General features: G+C 59.2%; 17 protein-coding genes. 8 read left to right on the top strand and 9 right to left on the bottom strand.

From position 1 onward, the window contains the following. Positions 1 to 82 precede the first annotated feature (82 nt). The 3 genes from F4V60_RS04530 to F4V60_RS04520 all read left to right on the top strand — a co-directional run bounded on the left by F4V60_RS04530 (position 83) and on the right by F4V60_RS04520 (position 3,621). Positions 83 to 1,087, top strand: coding sequence for an HNH endonuclease signature motif containing protein (locus F4V60_RS04530; protein WP_075731070.1), 1,005 nt, complete (start codon positions 83 to 85; stop codon positions 1,085 to 1,087). A gap of 348 nt (positions 1,088 to 1,435) precedes the next feature. Next, the gene (locus F4V60_RS04525) at positions 1,436 to 2,053 is read left to right on the top strand and encodes a TetR family transcriptional regulator (RefSeq protein ID WP_075729529.1); all 618 of its coding nucleotides are present in this window, start codon (positions 1,436 to 1,438) and stop codon (positions 2,051 to 2,053) included. After that, positions 2,053 to 3,621 carry an MDR family MFS transporter gene (locus F4V60_RS04520; RefSeq protein WP_075729528.1) on the top strand — a complete coding sequence of 523 codons (1,569 nt, stop codon included), beginning with the start codon at positions 2,053 to 2,055 and terminating at the stop codon, positions 3,619 to 3,621. Before F4V60_RS04525 ends, F4V60_RS04520 begins: the two co-directional genes overlap by 1 nt. 124 nt (positions 3,622 to 3,745) lie before the next feature. Here the strand turns inward: F4V60_RS04520 and F4V60_RS04515 are convergent, their stop codons facing one another. From F4V60_RS04515 to F4V60_RS04505, 3 genes are all read right to left on the bottom strand, one after another. After that, a complete protein-coding gene (locus F4V60_RS04515) occupies positions 3,746 to 4,288 on the bottom strand; it encodes a GNAT family N-acetyltransferase (protein WP_232315982.1) in 543 nt (180 codons plus the stop codon). 144 nt (positions 4,289 to 4,432) lie between these two features. Beyond that, on the bottom strand, positions 4,433 to 5,791 hold the full coding sequence (gene phoH2 / locus F4V60_RS04510; protein WP_075729526.1) for an RNA 5'-3' helicase PhoH2: 1,359 nt from the start codon (positions 5,789 to 5,791) through the stop codon (positions 4,433 to 4,435). A 221-nt stretch (positions 5,792 to 6,012) separates the two neighbouring features. Next, the gene (locus tag F4V60_RS04505) at positions 6,013 to 6,687 is read right to left on the bottom strand and encodes a LysR family transcriptional regulator substrate-binding protein (protein WP_075729525.1); all 675 of its coding nucleotides are present in this window, start codon (positions 6,685 to 6,687) and stop codon (positions 6,013 to 6,015) included. A 72-nt stretch (positions 6,688 to 6,759) separates the two neighbouring features. Here F4V60_RS04505 and F4V60_RS04500 point away from each other — a divergent pair, with 72 nt between their 5' ends. Then, positions 6,760 to 7,110, top strand: a complete 351-nt coding sequence (locus F4V60_RS04500) for a DUF5997 family protein (protein WP_232316007.1) — start codon at positions 6,760 to 6,762, stop codon at positions 7,108 to 7,110. Here F4V60_RS04500 and glyA read toward each other — a convergent pair. Then, positions 7,107 to 8,408 carry a serine hydroxymethyltransferase gene (glyA, locus tag F4V60_RS04495; protein ID WP_075729523.1) on the bottom strand — a complete coding sequence of 434 codons (1,302 nt, stop codon included), beginning with the start codon at positions 8,406 to 8,408 and terminating at the stop codon, positions 7,107 to 7,109. The genes F4V60_RS04500 and glyA overlap by 4 nt on opposite strands. Before the next feature lie 119 nt (positions 8,409 to 8,527). Between glyA and coaA the strand changes: the two genes are divergently transcribed. Beyond that, entirely contained in the window at positions 8,528 to 9,454 is a 927-nt protein-coding gene (coaA, locus tag F4V60_RS04490) for a type I pantothenate kinase (RefSeq protein WP_075729522.1), read from the top strand. Between the two features lie 12 nt (positions 9,455 to 9,466). On the opposite strand, the gene F4V60_RS04485 is transcribed toward coaA, so the two are convergent. Genes F4V60_RS04485 through mca form a run of 3 tightly spaced genes read right to left on the bottom strand, consistent with a single transcriptional unit; the run spans position 9,467 to position 11,466 of the window. Then, positions 9,467 to 10,237, bottom strand: a complete 771-nt coding sequence (locus tag F4V60_RS04485) for an isoprenyl transferase (protein ID WP_075729521.1) — start codon at positions 10,235 to 10,237, stop codon at positions 9,467 to 9,469. 22 nt (positions 10,238 to 10,259) lie between these two features. Further along, a complete protein-coding gene (locus F4V60_RS04480) occupies positions 10,260 to 10,568 on the bottom strand; it encodes a hypothetical protein (protein ID WP_075729520.1) in 309 nt (102 codons plus the stop codon). A 4-nt stretch (positions 10,569 to 10,572) separates the two neighbouring features. Beyond that, positions 10,573 to 11,466 carry a mycothiol conjugate amidase Mca gene (gene mca, locus F4V60_RS04475; protein ID WP_075729519.1) on the bottom strand — a complete coding sequence of 298 codons (894 nt, stop codon included), beginning with the start codon at positions 11,464 to 11,466 and terminating at the stop codon, positions 10,573 to 10,575. 93 nt (positions 11,467 to 11,559) lie between these two features. On the opposite strand from mca, the gene F4V60_RS04470 reads away from it, so the two are divergent. The 3 genes from F4V60_RS04470 to F4V60_RS04460 all read left to right on the top strand — a co-directional run bounded on the left by F4V60_RS04470 (position 11,560) and on the right by F4V60_RS04460 (position 13,067). Continuing rightward, positions 11,560 to 12,030, top strand: a complete 471-nt coding sequence (locus F4V60_RS04470; RefSeq protein WP_075729518.1) for a DUF4307 domain-containing protein — start codon at positions 11,560 to 11,562, stop codon at positions 12,028 to 12,030. 165 nt (positions 12,031 to 12,195) lie between these two features. After that, complete coding sequence (gene greA / locus F4V60_RS04465; RefSeq protein ID WP_075729517.1) at positions 12,196 to 12,717, top strand: transcription elongation factor GreA; 522 nt, start codon at positions 12,196 to 12,198, stop codon at positions 12,715 to 12,717. Between the two features lie 47 nt (positions 12,718 to 12,764). Beyond that, positions 12,765 to 13,067: a RodZ family helix-turn-helix domain-containing protein gene (locus F4V60_RS04460; RefSeq protein WP_075729516.1), complete on the top strand. Its 303-nt coding sequence runs from the start codon at positions 12,765 to 12,767 to the stop codon at positions 13,065 to 13,067. A 93-nt stretch (positions 13,068 to 13,160) separates the two neighbouring features. On the opposite strand, the gene F4V60_RS12865 is transcribed toward F4V60_RS04460, so the two are convergent. Both F4V60_RS12865 and F4V60_RS12960 read right to left on the bottom strand, forming a co-directional pair. Continuing rightward, on the bottom strand, positions 13,161 to 14,795 hold the full coding sequence (locus F4V60_RS12865; RefSeq protein WP_373862531.1) for a hypothetical protein: 1,635 nt from the start codon (positions 14,793 to 14,795) through the stop codon (positions 13,161 to 13,163). Between the two features lie 76 nt (positions 14,796 to 14,871). Continuing rightward, positions 14,872 to 15,561 (bottom strand): DUF3558 family protein, encoded by a 690-nt coding sequence (locus F4V60_RS12960; RefSeq protein ID WP_198154415.1) that lies wholly within the window; start codon positions 15,559 to 15,561, stop codon positions 14,872 to 14,874. Positions 15,562 to 15,702 lie beyond the last annotated feature (141 nt).

Raw genomic sequence — 15,702 nt, 5'->3', positions numbered from 1 at the left:
GTGGGCGGGTTGTCCACAGTTTCCTTGTGTGGTGCGGGTTGGGGATTGTCGCACCGGTGGGTGTGGCCTTAGCGTGACGGTCATGGGCTTGCAGGAGTATTTCGCACAACTTAGTCGAGGTGTTGACCTCGTTGCTGAGTGCTCGGGGCTATCTGCGCCGGACCTTGAAAAGATAGGGGCCAGCACACAGGATGCCGCCGAGCTTATAGGCCTGCACACCATCTACTTCGGTACTACTCCCTACAGCGGCAAGCAGCGCTCGGCCGTTAATGCAGCCAGGCGCAACGGGCACACTCTGAGCACCCTGCACCACATCGAATCCTTTACCCGCCGCGTCAAAGAACAACGAGCCGCATGGAACCTACGCGTAGAGCTATGCGCCACGCCCAGCGAGCAGGTTGATGCGGTAGCCAGGCGCCGGCTGCGCGAGATGCGCGCCCCCCGCGAGTATTGCGAGCGTGTACTGCTGCGCCAGCACCCCAATGGGCTGGCTACCTTGACAGTGACCGGCAATGGGTTGGATATGGCAGATGCTTTCCGGACTATTGACCATAAGCGGCCAGGGGCAAGTTTTATTGCCCGCATGCTCGGCAAGGCAGACGCTGCCACCACACGTACTCGTGTGACGACCATGGCAGTCCTCCAGTTGGAGGACTACGGGAAGCTTGTACGCCGCGAGGGCGATGATGTGATGATACGCACCACCAGTGGGACTGTTGTCACCGGCGCGCAACTTGTAGAGCGTGCTTGTGCCAACGAGGGTCTTATTACGGTGATAAGCCGGGCGCAGGGGCCGGTGGACTTATACCGCTTTGACCGCTTCGCCTCGGTCAAACAACGCACAATGCTCGCAGCAGAACACCCCACCTGCGCGTGGCCAGGCTGTAACACCCCGGCAGAGCGGGGGCAGTTTCACCATCTCACGCCGTGGAGTCATGGTGGGGAGACTAACGTTGCCAACCTGGTGACCTTGTGTAACTACCACAACGGCATCAACGACGATGATCCGAATGCGCCACCGCGGCGCGGGCGCCTTACCCGCGACGGCGGGAAGATAATCTGGCAGCCCCCGCACACCAGCCGTTAGGACAACACCGCCTAACGGCGACTTCCCGCACCCCAAAACAAACCCAGCCGAGCCCGCGTGCTCATGCGGCCGATAAAGATCCAGCGGGCAGGCCCGGTGGGGAAACCAACAATGAGCAGGACTATGACTGTGCGGTGGAGATGATCCCGGAAAATACCGGCAAGGGACTCGCTTTTTGCCCGCCACTCCCACCACGCACTCTAAGACCGGAAGAGCCTATAAACCCATGTCTGATTTCTTTTGCTTGGGCCCGAAATGTGACATTGCTTCCCAAAGGCAGACTCGGGAAAGAAAGATCACCACGGCCATGGTTGGCAAAACTTTACACTCGGTATAAGATTGCACCCCGTGCAAGAAGAATTATCATTACGCGAGCAGAAGAGAATCGAGACGCGACAGCGCATAGAGGACTCCGCTACCAAGCTGGTAGATGAGAGGGGCTTTAGCGATGTCACGGTCGAGGAAATCTGCGAGAATGCGGGGATTTCTCGCCGCACATTTTTTAACTATTTCGATTCGAAGGACTCCGCTGTACTCGGCGCCTCGAGCACTCTCGTCGACTCCGACAGGCGCGACTACTTCCTCAACACTCCGACTGACAGCGTGCTAAAACTCACGCTCGATCTCCTCAAGACTCACCTGCAGGGTCACTACTCCAGCGATGTCATCGCGGAGCGCAGGCAAAGGATTGCCTCAGACCCAGCCGCCGCATTGTCGGCGATGGGCAGACACCGGGCTAAGGCTGTCGAAATCTCCCGTCTCATCCGGCAACGGCTGGAGGCCGAACCGGAACTACGCCGCCTCTCAGAATGTTCCGCAGAGACCGAGGCTCTCATTATCGGAGGAATCGCGCGCGAAGTGCTGTGGTTGGCTATGGCTTCCCCAGACTTCGATTCAGCGATGAGCATCGAAGAGCGCTTTGATAAAGCAATTGAATTAATGAACACTTTTAGGAAAGGATCCTGATGGTAGACACAGCGATCACGCCTGCTCCAGCAGCAGGACGAAGCCGAGCAGACAACCTTGGAGTTATCTTCTCGGCGCTCATTCTCACTATGTTGATGAGCTCCCTTGGGCAGATGATCTTCTCCACCGCTTTGCCGACCATCGTCGGTGAGCTCGGTGGCGTCGACCACATGAGCTGGGTCATCTCTGCTTTCTTGGTCACCATGACCATTGCTATGCCCATCTCCGGCAAGCTCGGTGACATGCTCGGCCGCAAATGGCTCTACATCGGTGGCATCGTAGTATTCATCATCGGCTCCACCATCGGCGGGTTTGCTCACACGATGACGCTGCTGATTATTGGCCGCGCAATCCAGGGCTTCGGCGCCGGATTCATGATGATTTCTTCCCAGGCCATCGTCGCCGAGGTCACCTCATCCCGCGAGCGCGGCAAGTTTATGGGAATCATGGGCGGAGTCTTTGGCCTATCTTCCGTCCTCGGACCAGTCTTGGGTGGCTGGTTCACCGATGGTCCTGGTTGGCGCTGGGGCCTGTGGATGAACATTCCGCTCGGACTTCTCGCCGTGGTGGTCTGTGTCAAGGTATTGCACCTACGTAAAGGCAAGTCGCGCCTAGAGTCCTTCGACTGGGCAGGCGCCGTGCTTATCGCCATTACTACCACCTCGCTCATCCTCATGACCACTTGGGGCGGAACCGAATACGCGTGGGGATCTCCCACCATCATTACCTTGGCCGTCATCGCCGCCATCGGCGCCGTAGTGACCACCTTCGTGGAGTCGCGGGCCAAGGAACCGCTCATCCCGGTCACTCTGTTCAAGAACCGCAATATGGCACTGGCCACCGCCTCCGGCGTGGTCTTGGGTCTGGCCATGTTCGGCGTCTTGGGCTACATGCCGACCTACCTGCAGATGGTTCACACCCTTACCCCCACCAAGGCCGGCCTCATGATGATTCCGATGATGATCGGCCTCATCGGCACCTCCACCACCGTGGGCTTCGTGATCGCCCGCACCGGTCATTACAAGTACTACCCCATCTTCGGACTCGCGGTCACCAGCGCGGTACTTGTCTGGATGTCTCGCCTAACGGCGCACGCCAGCCTTACCCAGCTGGGAATCGAGCTTCTCTTCTTCGGTATCGGACTCGGCTTTGTTCTCCAGGTCTTGGTTCTCATCGTCCAGAACTCCTTCCCCATCTCCTTGGTCGGTACCGCTACCGCCGCGAATAACTTCTTCCGTCAGATCGGCTCCGCAGTAGGCGCTTCCCTGGTCGGCTCGCTGTTCATTCACAATATGAAGGATCAGCTGGGCCAGAACATGCCGGCTGCTTTGCAGTCCATGGGTACACAAGGCGCGGAGTATGCACAAAAGTTCGCAGGCGCCGACGGTTCCTCTTCACTCACCCCTTCGCTCGTCGCCACGTTGCCGGATCCGATTAAAGAGGTCATTCTCAACGCCTATAACGATGGATTGACCCCTGTGTTCTTCCTCATGGTGCCGATGACCATCATTGCCATGCTGCTGCTCATCCCGCTGCGCGAAGAGCACCTCAAGGAGACCATTTCCTAATCCTCTATCTGCACAAAAGCGAGGACGTGCAGGATAGACAAAACCCCTGCTGCTTTCCACGGCACCGAAACCATGGTGCGGAAAGCAGCAGGGGTTTAATTTTCGCTGCGCTAGGTATTCCTCTTTAGATATTCTTCGGCTTAGGCAGCAGCTTCTCGTAAACGTCCGTATCGCGCCAGGAGCCGGCGAGATCACCATAAGTCATCTTCGCCAGGTGAGAATACGTACCCACTTTCACGAATCCGCGCGACTTATGCAGGGCCGCCGAACCTTCATTCTCGGGGAAAATCCACGAGTGAATGGCCCACTTGTGCAACTCTTCGCACGTATCAATGAGCTTGTCCAGCAAAGCCCCGGCAATGCCACGACCTTGGGCGGAAGAATCGATATAAATCGAATCCTCAACTACGCCGTGAAACACCGAGCGCGAGGAAATCGGCGCCGCTGATACCCAGCCCAAGACCTTGGAGTCATCATCGGTCTCGACGGCAACGAAAACCGAAGCCATGATCTTGGAGCTGCTGAACTGCTCAAGAGTCAGCGCATTAGTCTCATAAGAGGCATGCCCCGAGCGCAGACCTTGCTCATAGATCTTCTGCATCTGCGGATAATCCGCAGTATTGAAAGGGCGGATATTAAAGCTCTTCTTAGAGTCTTTCTCTGTCATGTTGACCATTATCGCGCTACTCCGTCTCATTCGGCTACACAATCTTCAAAATTGCGACTGATAATTGGGGAAAGACCCGTATCCTAATCGCGAGAATGCCCAAGTCGCAATTTCCCCGGCCATCAGCACGAAGTACCTAGACCTCTAGCAATCCCCTTCGAGGAGATCCGTGACCAGTTCCGCAATCCGGGAGCGCTCAGAACGCTGCAGGGTGACGTGTGCAAAAAGCTCGTGCCCTTTGAGCTTTTCGATGACGGCCTGTACCCCATCGTGGCGGCCAACGCGCAGGTTATCGCGCTGGGCGACGTCGTGCGTGAGCACCACGCGCGAGCCACGGCCAAGCCGCGACAAGACCGTGAGCAGCACGTTACGCTCTAAAGACTGCGCCTCATCGATGATGACGAAGGCATCGTGCAAAGATCGCCCACGAATGTGCGTTAGGGGCAGGACCTCGATGAGCCCGCGGTCAAGGACTTCCTCCATGACGTTGCTCGACACCAATCCGTCGAGCGTGTCGTAGACCGCCTGCGCCCAGGGGTTCATTTTCTCCGCCTCGCTGCCGGGCAGGTAGCCCAGGTCCTGGCCACCCACGGCGTACATGGGCCGAAAGACGATTATCTTGCGGTGCTCCCCGCGCTCGAGCACCGCCTCCAGCCCTGCGCACAGGGCCAAGGCCGACTTTCCGGTTCCTGCCCGCCCGCCGATGGAGACAATGCCTACCTCCGGATCCATGAGGAGATCTAGAGCGAGGCGTTGCTCCGCAGAACGCCCACGCAGCCCAAAAGCGCTAGTGTCCCCGTGCACCAAGCGCACGGTCCCTTCCGCAGTCACGCGCCCTAAAGCAGATTGCCCACTGGCGTTCAGCGTAATACCGCAGTGAACGGGAAGGTCGCAGATGCGGATGTCAGTGGTGGTCACGACCTCATCCAGGTTTACCTCTCCGTCCCGGAATAGCTCGTCGATGTCTGCCGGGGAGACGAAGGCCGTCGCCGTGCCTGTGTAACCGGTAAGCACGACATCCTGAGCGTGGTACTCATCCGCGCTCAGCCCCACTGCCCCTGCTTTGACGCGCAGCGGTACATCCTTGGTCACGAGCACCGTATCTTTTCCTTCGCGAGCGAGGTTGAGGGCGCAAGCCAAGATGCGCTGGTCTCCTCCGGAACCGCGGAAGGCCTCGGGCAGCAGCGACTGATCCTGGTGGTTGAGTTCGACGCGCAGCGTGCCACCATCGAGGTTGACTGGAACCGGCTGGTCGAGCGCATCATAGGTGGACCGCAAGTCCTCCAAAAAGCGAAGCGCCTGGCGGGCGAACCAGCCAAGCTCTGGGTGATGACGTTTTGCTTCCAATTCGGAGATGACGACGATGGGCAGGACCACCTCGTGCTCCGCGAACTTCTTCAACGCCCACGGATCTGAGAGCAATACCGAGGTGTCGATGACGAAGGTTGTGGTGGCTACTCGGTCTTCGCGCTGTGGCCGATAAAGTACTTTTGGCTGGGTCATGGTGGCAGGGTTCTCCCTTAGTAATCTCCACCCCACAACGCACCTAGTAGCTGATAAGCACCGGCGCGTGCCGAGCGGAAAAGCGTAGTGGAATCTTCCGGAGCCTTGTGCAAAGGCGACGCTGCAGCGCGCCGCCACCCACTCGGCTAAGGCCCAAAGTAGAAGCCCGAGGTGGAAATTACATGGGTGGAAGATGAATTCTTAGAAAACCCGCCCTGCCCTCAGCGACGTCGCCCCCGCTTGCTGGCAGTGCGAGGCGAGGGGGGCTGCGCCACCTTTGCCCGCCGCTGCGCCTTTTCTCGCGCCGAGCGCTTCGGCTTCTCCTGCCGCGAGGAGTGTGCGGTGCGTCCCTTGGTAATGCCGACGAAGTCCTGGATGGCATCGCCGTCCTTGTCCTTGGGCCAAATCAGGACAATCGCGGTGCGCGGCACCTCCGGATCGTTCAGACCCAAGGGCTTGACCTGCTTCTTGCTCAAAACTTTGAGCAACGGACGCGGCGCAATAACGATGCCGACGTTCGCGCCGACCACCTGCAGTCCGGCCCGCACGGCCGCCACGTCCACGGCGCCATCGTCCCCGAGGCGATAGTTGATGATCTCCCCGGCAAGATCCTGCTTGGCGACGTCCTCCCCCATCTCGGCGTAAATTGAATCCTTCGGCACCGCAACGCCGGGGGCCTCTTCATAAAGGAACACCTGATGAAAGCCTTCACCGACCCGCGAGTCTCCCCCCTCGCGGGGTATGCGTGCTATCGCCACGTCAGCATGGCCGGCTAGGACTTCCGCGAGCGCGTCATCGGCCGCGGCCGTCTCAAGACCACCGTGAGCGGTATTCTCTCGAAAGCGAGTGAACCACTTCCCGGGTTCTGTTCCAGTGGCGAAGGCAACGTAAAGCATGCAGCTTATAGTACTGGAGGTGCTACGGTAGGCAGCGTGACTGATTCAAATACGCAACCATCCGGCACCGCCATGCGCGCGCAAACCGCGGCGAAGAAACTCGGCATTTACCTGCCCGCCGCCCCCGAAGAGTTCCAAAACACCGCGGTTACTCACGCGCAGCTGCGCGAGCTGCAGACAAATCGTCCGGAGTGGCTGGCGGAGCTGCGCCGGACGGGGCCGCACCCGCGCCCGGTCGTGGCGCAGAAGCTGGGTATTTCCGTGACCGCGCTGAAGAAGAACGAGCTCGACCGCCCGCTGACCACTGCGGAGATTACTGCCCTTTTGCAGGACCAGCCCGAGTGGCTGCGCCAAGCGCGCACCGCCCATGCGGAAGCACGCGAGGGCGAGGAGAAGTCCCCTCGCCCTGAGCCGGAAGCTTAAACCAGCTTCCAGTCTTCCAAGCCCTCATAGAGCGGGAACTGCTCGGTGACCTTGGCAACGCGGGCACGCAAGGCAGCCACGTCAGCGTTCTTGCCCGCCGCGAGGGCCGTGCCGATAATGTCGGCGACCTCGCTAAAGGCAGCGGCGTCGAGACCGCGAGTAGCCAGCGCAGGAGTACCAATGCGCAGGCCGGAGGTCACCATCGGGGGACGGGGATCATTAGGCACCGCATTGCGGTTGACCGTGATACCCACCTCGTGGAGCAGATCTTCAGCCTGCTGACCATCGAGTTCCGAATTGCGCAGATCCGCCAAGACGAGGTGAACATCGGTTCCGCCGGTGAGAACATCTACGCCTGCGGCCTTGGTATCCGCTGCGGTCAAGCGCTCAGCCAAGATACGCGCACCTTCTAGCGTGCGCTCCTGACGCTTCTTGAACTCTTCGCTCGCAGCAATCTTGAGCGCGATAGCCTTAGCAGCCACCACGTGCATGAGCGGACCGCCCTGCTGACCGGGGAACACCGCGGAATTGATCTTCTTAGCAAACTCCTGCTTGGCCAAGATAAGGCCCGAGCGTGGTCCGCCCAAGGTCTTATGGACCGTGGTGGAAACGACATCGGCATAGGGCACGGGAGAGGGATGCAGGCCCGCAGCAACGAGTCCTGCGAAGTGTGCCATGTCTACCCACAGGTAGGCCCCGACCTCATCAGCGATGGAACGGAAGGCGGCGAAGTCAAGGGTGCGCGGGTATGCCGACCAGCCGGCGATGATGACCTTGGGCTTCTCGGCGATGGCCTGCTCGCGCAGCTTGTCCATGTCGATCTGCATGGTCTCCGGATCGACCTCGTAGGCAGCGACATCGTAAAGCTTTCCGGAGAAGTTGAGCTTCATGCCGTGTGTGAGGTGACCGCCGTGGGCCAAGGAAAGCCCGAGGATCTTGTCACCAGGGTTGGCCAGCGCGGAAAGCACCGCCGCATTTGCCTGCGCGCCGGAGTGGGGCTGAACGTTGGCGAATTCTGCTCCAAAGAGGGCCTTGGCGCGATCCCTAGCCAGATCCTCGATCACGTCGACGAACTCACAGCCGCCGTAATAGCGGCGGCCGGGGTAACCCTCAGCGTACTTGTTGGTCAGCACCGAGCCCTGCGCCTGCAGGACTGCGCGGGGAACGAAGTTCTCCGAGGCGATCATTTCCAGGGTGTCGCGCTGGCGGGAAATCTCGCCGTTGATGGCCTCGAATACATCGGGGTCAAGATCGCGCAGCTCACTGTAACGCACGTCGTTGGAGTTATGGGAAGTCATGGAAACAAAAGTCCCCTTATCTATACAAGGATTGATGGCCGGTTTATATACTAACCAATCCCAGCCGAATTCCGGCCACGTTGGCTGATATTCCATTCAGGCAATGCCACAATAAGCAGATGGCGAGAATCACCGACTCCAGCCCCTACCTCGATTTCGATCGTGATACCTGGCGAAATTTACGTAACTCGATGCCCCAGGTGCTTACTGCCAGAGAGGTCGAGGAGCTCTCTGGAATCGGTGACCGCATCGACCTCAACGAGGTAGCAGAGGTCTACTTGCCGCTCTCGCGCCTCATTCACATGCAGGTCGCCGCGCGCCAAAGGCTGACCGCTGCCACGGAATCTTTCTTGGGAAACCCTCCCACCCACGTGCCCTTTGTCATTGGTGTGGCAGGTTCGGTCGCCGTCGGCAAGTCCACCACCGCCCGCCTTCTCCAGGTCCTGCTACAGCGCTGGGAAAGCCACCCCAAGGTCGACCTCATTACCACGGATGGCTTCCTTTATCCGACGGTGACGCTCAAGGAGCGCGGGCTCATGCAGCGCAAGGGCTTCCCGGAGTCCTACGATCGCCGCGCCCTCATGCGCTTCGTCACCGATGTGAAATCCGGGAAGGCCGAGGTTAAAGCGCCGCTCTACTCGCATATTTCCTATGACATCGTTCCGGATGACTACCAAGTGGTGCGCCAGCCTGACATCCTCATCCTGGAGGGACTCAATGTCCTCCAGACGGGGCCGACGCTCATGGTCTCTGATCTCTTCGACTTCTCCGTCTACGTCGACGCCCGCGTCGACGACATTGAGACTTGGTACATCGAGCGCTTCCTCAAGCTTCGCCACACCGCATTCCGCGAACCGGGCGCGCACTTCGCTTCCTTCGCCGACATGGATGATGAAGAGGCCTTCGCCCAAGCTCGCGAAATCTGGCAATCCATCAACCTGCCCAACCTGGTGGAGAATATCCTGCCCACCCGGGTACGCGCCTCCCTAGTTCTACGCAAGGGCTCGCATCACTTGGTCGAACAAGTCCGCATGCGCAAGCTCTAGAGAGCCACTGCGCTACTTGCCAAAGCGGCGGGAACGCTGGGAGTAGTCCCGCAAAGCCCGCAGAAAGTCAACGCGCCGGAAAGCCGGCCAGTAGGTATCCGTAAACCAGATCTCGGAATAAGCCGCCTGCCAAAGCAAGAATCCGGACAGGCGCTGCTCCCCTGAGGTGCGGATAACCAGGTCCGGATCAGGCAAACCCTTGGTGTAAAGGTGTTCGGTGATCAAGTCTACGTCGACAAGCTTGGCGATATCCTCCGCCGAGGTCCCCTTGGCAGCCTCGCTGCGGATGAGTGTCTGCACGGCGTCGACGATTTCTTGGCGCCCGCCGTACCCAACCGCAATGTTGACTATGACCCCGTTGTGGTCCTTCGTACTCTGCGCAGCAGCCTGCATCTTCGCGGTGATCTCCGGAGGCAAGAGGTCGAGGTGCCCGACGAGGCGAATCTGACAATCCAGCTCCCCCTGTGAAAGATGGGTGACCACGTCAGAAATGATGTCGAAGAGCAGCTCCACTTCCTTGGTGCTGCGCTGGAGATTCTCGGTGGACAAGAGGTAGATGGTTACCACCTCGATGTCTGTGTCGGCGCACCAGGAAATCATCTCGCCGATCTTCTTCGCGCCTTGGCGGTGCCCGTGGCTGATGTCTGTAAAACCAGCCTCACGAGCCCAGCGGCGATTGCCATCGGCCATGATGGCTACATGCTTAGGCTGGGGCTTGCCCTTGATGGACCGGGCCAAACGCGCCTCGTACGCCGGGTAAAGCAATTGCTGCAGGAACTTCACGATTGTTAGCCTAAATTACTAATTAGAGGAGCGAGCGCTTACGGCGATCGTAAATACCGGCTTCCTGCATTGCCGCGTCGATGGCAGCATCATCGAAGGGATCAATGCCGTGATTCTGGGCGAAAAGCGTCCGCCTGCGGAAGCGGGAATAGCGGCGGTGAAAGTTCCAACCGGCGAAGAGGACAACGGCTGCCATGAGTACCAGCACCAACAACCCGATGGGAGAGGCCTTACCAAACTCCGGCCCCATAGGCCCCTGCTGGGCTGCCTGGGCGAGGACGCTCACATGCGCCTGCGACGCCGCCCATATCATTGAATCAATTGCACTCATGGCTTTAAGTTTCCTCTACTTCATCGATACCCGCAAATAAATCATCCTCCGGCAAAGACGTGGAAACGCGGGTGCGCGCCAGCTCGAATTCCTCGGTGGGCCACAGGCGCTGCTGAACCTCAACCGGAGTGGCTAAGAAGGCTCCTGCGGGGTCAATCTGAGTAGCATGTGCGCGCAACGCGGCCTCCCGGTTGGGGAAGTAGTCTGCGCACTCGACCTGGGTGGTCACGCGCGCCATGATATCCCCGAAGCCCTTCTCCCAACGCTCCATCATGGGCGCATAAGGACTGGGCTTTCCCTCCTTAACCAGGAGATCATGGAACATCTTCATACGCTGGAATACGAAACCGTGCGAGTAATAAAGCTTTTTCGGTTCCCAAGGCTGACCCAGCTCGGGGTGATAAGTGGGATCCCCAGCCTTTTCCCACGCGATCATGGAGGCACGGTGAACCATGAGGTGATCAGGGTGTGGATACCCGCCGTTTTCGTCATAGGTGACGATGACGTGAGGACGGAACTCCCGAATAACCTGGACCAATTCCTGTGCGACCTCATCATCGGGGATGAGCGCGAAGCACCCTTCCGGCAGCAGCTCACGCATCGGACTGCCCTCCGGATCCGGATCCGGAAGACCAGAATCAATGTGGCCGAGCCAACGGTGCTTCACACCCAAAGCCTTGACCGCAGCAGCCATTTCCTCATGGCGGATGCTCTTCATGTTCTCTTTGACGCCCGGACGATCCATGGCCGGGTTGATAATATCGCCGCGCTCTCCACCGGTACAGGTAAGAACGAGAACCTCGACGCCCTCGGCGGCGTACTTGGCGGTGGTGGCAGCACCCTTTGAGGACTCATCATCCGGGTGTGCGTGGATAGCTAACAGGCGCAATCCGCTCACTGATTCTTCCAACCCCTCTATGCTAGCTGCTTTGATAAGCGTCCAGTCTAGTAGATAGTTCCGTTTTAGAAGGGCTCGACTAGACTAATCCTCATGACTTCGCCTGGCCCCCTCCGTCCTGCTTCTCGTTATGGTTCCGCACAGCACCCCGAAAAGCGCGGCTTGGGCCTCGGCAGCAAGGCCATCGTCTTAGTCTTCGCCGCCATGTTTGTCGTCCTCGTCTTCTACAGCGTGCAGTATTTCCAATCCCGGGAAAAGGTTAACGCCAGCTTGTCCTACGTGACGCACGACATCACCTCCGATAGCTCGATCCGCGTATGGGTGGATGTCACCCGCAATCACCTCGATCAGGATGCCTACTGCATTGTCCAGGCCTTCGACTATTCCAAGGCTGAAGTGGGACGCCGGGAGTTCCCGGTTCCAGCCGGTGGCGAGGAAGCCATGCGCGTGGCAGTCGATATTCCTACCAGCGCGCGCGCCGTGGCCGGCGGGGCTTATGGTTGCTCCGGCGCCGTCCCTGCCTACCTTGACATGGACAACCCGCAGTACGCGGAAAGCAGCTAGCCCCGTGTGCTAGTATTTGTAGCGCTTAGGACTCGTTGTTTCCCCAGTGCTTGTTCACTGGATATAGCGCACGTCCCCCCAACTCGATGAGGCCCCGCCGCTGCCACCAGACAGGCAGCGGGCAGGGCCGCGTACATTTTCTTCGTCCCAACGGAAGGTTGCACTATGGCTGAGCAGCAGAAGCAGTACATTACCCCGGAAACCAAGGCCAAGCTCGATTCCGAGCTGCAGGTCCTCATCGATCACCGTCCGGTCGTTGCTGCGGAAATCAATGAGCGCCGCGAAGAAGGCGACCTGAAAGAGAACGCCGGCTACGATGCCGCCCGTGAGATGCAGGATCAAGAAGAGGCCCGCATCAAGCAGATCTCCGAGCTTCTCGCCAACTCCACCACGGAGCGCACCGCTGTTCAGGAAGGCGTAGCCCATATCGGCTCCGTCGTCCACGTTTATTACAACGGTGACAAGGATGCCAAGGAGACCTTCCTCATCGGTACCCGCGCTGCGGCTTCCGATAACAAGGACCTGGAAACCTACTCCGAGCAGTCCCCCTTAGGCTCCGCCCTCATCGGCGCGCAGGAGGGTGAGACCCGTGAGTACACCGCTCCCAACGGCAAGACCATCTCCGTAACCGTGGAGTCCGCTGCACCTTATGATTCCGCTAAGGCCGCCACGCCCCGCGAATCCTAACTATCGTCTTCTTTTTAACCGCTTACTTGAGAAAGAGCATTCACCCCATGAAGAAGTTCTCCCGTATCGCCACTGCCGGTCTCATATTCGCCGCGGGCCTCAGCCTCGCTGCTTGCCACCCTCCGAACCAGCAGGACTCCACCTCCGAGAAGATCGATAATGCATCGACCTACACCGGCACCGCCCCCGATCACGCGGAGCACTCCTCTACTGCGGTAACTCCTACCGCCATCCCCGGCACCGAGGGCGAGCTTGGCATCGAGTCCCCTTATGCCACCCAGGAAGGCCAGACCGCCCTTGAGACGGGCGTAGCAGGCGTTAGCACTACCTCGATGGCGCCGGCTCAGTAGCCAAACGTAGCCAACTCCCGCTCCGGGTTCGCGTACCTAGAGTCAAAACAAAGGCACCTTGCAGCCACAAAGCTGCAAGGTGCCTTTGTTTATCTAGCTAGGATCGTTGCGCACCCAATCCCCAATTACTCCCGGCACCACTGCCCGGCTCTCACCCAGCAACGCACGGCGGTTGGGGTCGCGTTCAACCTGACTAGTCACCGACTTAACCCGTCGCGATTTCTCCTGCGCGCCACGCCCGTGTCCGGCCATAACCGGCGCCATTCCTCGTCCCTGTGCACCGCTGCCCACCCCGCCTGCGCGCGTTCCCGCACCCGCCACATGCCCGGATGGTGGCGCCGCAATTCCGCCTCCGCCGGCACCGGCGTTCATCCCCGCGCCTGCACTCATTCCGCCGACACCAGCACCAGCACCAAGGCCGCCAAGCCCTCGCACTCCCATTGCGCCGCGTCCGGCACCGGCCGACGCGCCCGACATAACTGGCAAGGGTGCGCCCACACTATTGCTTGACGACGCCGCTCCTACCCCCAGCCCCGCACCCACAGGCATCCCTGCCGCTCCTAGTGTCCCCGGCTGCCCCGCGGTTAGCGAAGCCGCTCCTGCACCCGGCAGGTTCATCTGGGACGCTCCCGCGGCTTGGGCTCCCGCCGTGGCGACGTGGCTAGCATCGATTGCGGGCAAGGCATCACCGAATCCGAGCTCCGTCAGCATCTGCCTTCCACTATGCCGGAGGCTGTCATGAAACTTCGCGATCTCCGCCTCGCTCATCCCTACTTGTTCAAGACCGCTTATCTCTCCGTCAACCACCTGCAGCGAGCCCGGACCTAGGCGCCCATCGGCCAAGGCCTCCGCCACGGCTTTCGGCCATGCAACCCCCGCTGTGTTGTAACGGCTTCCGTCTCCATCGATACCACCTAAACCTGCGGTGATGCTTCCACCACCGCTTGCCGGTGCCGCTTCCATGAGCGCGTTCTGAAACGGCATGGCCGCCACGACATCTTCTTGCAATTGCACCTGCATCTTGGCAAGTCCGGCCTTCTTCGCGACCTCTTTGGCCACCGGATCAGGGATGCTCTCCGCCGCCCCAGCCAATGCCATAGCTATCGTCGGTGCGAACATGAGCTTGGAATGGAAAGTGAAGAGCTTCTCCCGCATCACCGCCGCGTTAGAAACAAAGTGCTCGCCGGAAGATGCCACCTCTCGGATCTTCTGCGCCGCTGCCGCCGTGGCGTCACTGTTGTTCTCGGATTCCAATGACTCAGCCGCGCTCTCCAACCCATCGATAATGGACTGCACCTCTTCCGAAAGCGCTTTCCATCGCGAATTTGCCTCGGATACGTCCCAGATTTTCGTCGCCATCAAATCGAATGCCAGACCCTTAAGGTCAGTGCCGACATCTACGATAGGCATGTTAAACCCAAACGGGCTATAGCCCGGCTCTGGCTGATTGAGCACCGGAATTGTCTCCACCCCCACGTATCCACCAGCATCCGCAATGGATATCGCCCGATCGTTCGCAGACTCTTGTTGTTCAAAGCCCTGCGCATCCGCCGACAACGTCCGCGTCAACCACTCCAACTGACGCGCAAACCCACGCAACGAGTTCTGCGCCGACCCCGGATCAGTCGCAATCACCCGCTCATGGATGGCCCCAACCTCGTCGACTCCTCTAACTCGAGAAAAACTCCGGTCGATAGGGCTCTGAGCCGATGCCGTCAAGCTCTCCATTTTTCTGGTTAGGCGCTCTAGCTGAACTCTGTTTCCATTCAAGCTGTTCTGATTCAAGTACATTTTTCCCCCGGTTTTATAAATCAAGTAATTGCCTAACGATGCGTCCAACATCATCACAAATGTCTGAATGGGAGACACCTTTGTTATCCACGAGTAGCGAAACTGATAGCATCCCGTTCTCGGAATCCCATTGGACCTCGCATACTTCGTCCACAAAAAGGGTCCCACGATAGTAATGCAGACTTGCTCCGTTTACGGACCGCGTGTACAAGAATCTCTCACCATCTTCCTCCGGCTTTCCTAGGTTCTCGGCGTCAGACGATATCCCTAGTTCTCCATCTCGATGGTCGACAAATGTACACATCCTAAACCCGGACTCGATGAGTGGACTTGCTCTCGCCCTATTGAAGCCGAGAACGCTTAGCTTGTTTGCAACCTGTTCTGAACAAGGATCAAAAAGCTCAAACCCCGGAGCTGTCGGGTCGAAGGGGCCTGGTTTGGGAAGCACCCCTGTGGTTTCGGTGTTCCCCTCGCGGGCGGTGGTGGCTTGCTCCCCCGAGCTGCTGCCACCACCGCCCGTTCCTTCATCACTGCTTTTGAGCGTATCCCCCGAAAGCTGAGCACCTGTCTCGTGGTCCCCCGAGCCGCTGGGTCCCCCCGGTTTTCCCGAGTGAGTTTCACCTTCTGCCCCGCGTTCCTCCGCTTTGGACTTAAACGAGACTTCCGGTGACTCCCCCTCGATACCCAAACCGCAGCCCGTCATGGTCGCCAGACCAAGACAGGCTATAACGGTGGCTCCCCATCGAAACATTGTGCTCCTCTGCCCCTAAACAGTGACGCTTTAACTCGAGAGATCTTTCAGAAAGGATTGCCCCAACCGCTTCCTGACGAGTGCTCTCGAAAA

This window comes from Corynebacterium flavescens (genome assembly GCF_008693105.1).
GTDB classification, from domain to species: Bacteria; Actinomycetota; Actinomycetes; order Mycobacteriales; family Mycobacteriaceae; genus Corynebacterium; species Corynebacterium flavescens.
The sequence above is the reverse complement of the archived record's forward strand: the minus strand, read 5'-3'. Positions and strand labels throughout refer to the sequence as shown.

Bases quoted from the DNA above. Each gene is read 5' to 3' on its own strand.
- F4V60_RS04530 (WP_075731070.1), top strand. From the start codon at position 83: ATGGGCTTGCAGGAGTATTTCGCACAACTTAGTCGAGGTGTTGACCTC.
- F4V60_RS04520 (WP_075729528.1), top strand. From the start codon at position 2,053: ATGGTAGACACAGCGATCACGCCTGCTCCAGCAGCAGGACGAAGCCGA.
- F4V60_RS04515 (WP_232315982.1), bottom strand. From the start codon at position 4,288: ATGACAGAGAAAGACTCTAAGAAGAGCTTTAATATCCGCCCTTTCAAT.
- phoH2 (WP_075729526.1), bottom strand. From the start codon at position 5,791: ATGACCCAGCCAAAAGTACTTTATCGGCCACAGCGCGAAGACCGAGTA.
- F4V60_RS04505 (WP_075729525.1), bottom strand. From the start codon at position 6,687: ATGCTTTACGTTGCCTTCGCCACTGGAACAGAACCCGGGAAGTGGTTC.
- F4V60_RS04500 (WP_232316007.1), top strand. From the start codon at position 6,760: ATGCGCGCGCAAACCGCGGCGAAGAAACTCGGCATTTACCTGCCCGCC.
- glyA (WP_075729523.1), bottom strand. From the start codon at position 8,408: ATGACTTCCCATAACTCCAACGACGTGCGTTACAGTGAGCTGCGCGAT.
- coaA (WP_075729522.1), top strand. From the start codon at position 8,528: ATGGCGAGAATCACCGACTCCAGCCCCTACCTCGATTTCGATCGTGAT.
- F4V60_RS04480 (WP_075729520.1), bottom strand. From the start codon at position 10,568: ATGAGTGCAATTGATTCAATGATATGGGCGGCGTCGCAGGCGCATGTG.
- F4V60_RS04470 (WP_075729518.1), top strand. From the start codon at position 11,560: ATGACTTCGCCTGGCCCCCTCCGTCCTGCTTCTCGTTATGGTTCCGCA.
- greA (WP_075729517.1), top strand. From the start codon at position 12,196: ATGGCTGAGCAGCAGAAGCAGTACATTACCCCGGAAACCAAGGCCAAG.
- F4V60_RS04460 (WP_075729516.1), top strand. From the start codon at position 12,765: ATGAAGAAGTTCTCCCGTATCGCCACTGCCGGTCTCATATTCGCCGCG.
- F4V60_RS12865 (WP_373862531.1), bottom strand. From the start codon at position 14,795: ATGGAGAGCTTGACGGCATCGGCTCAGAGCCCTATCGACCGGAGTTTT.
- F4V60_RS12960 (WP_198154415.1), bottom strand. From the start codon at position 15,561: ATGACGGGCTGCGGTTTGGGTATCGAGGGGGAGTCACCGGAAGTCTCG.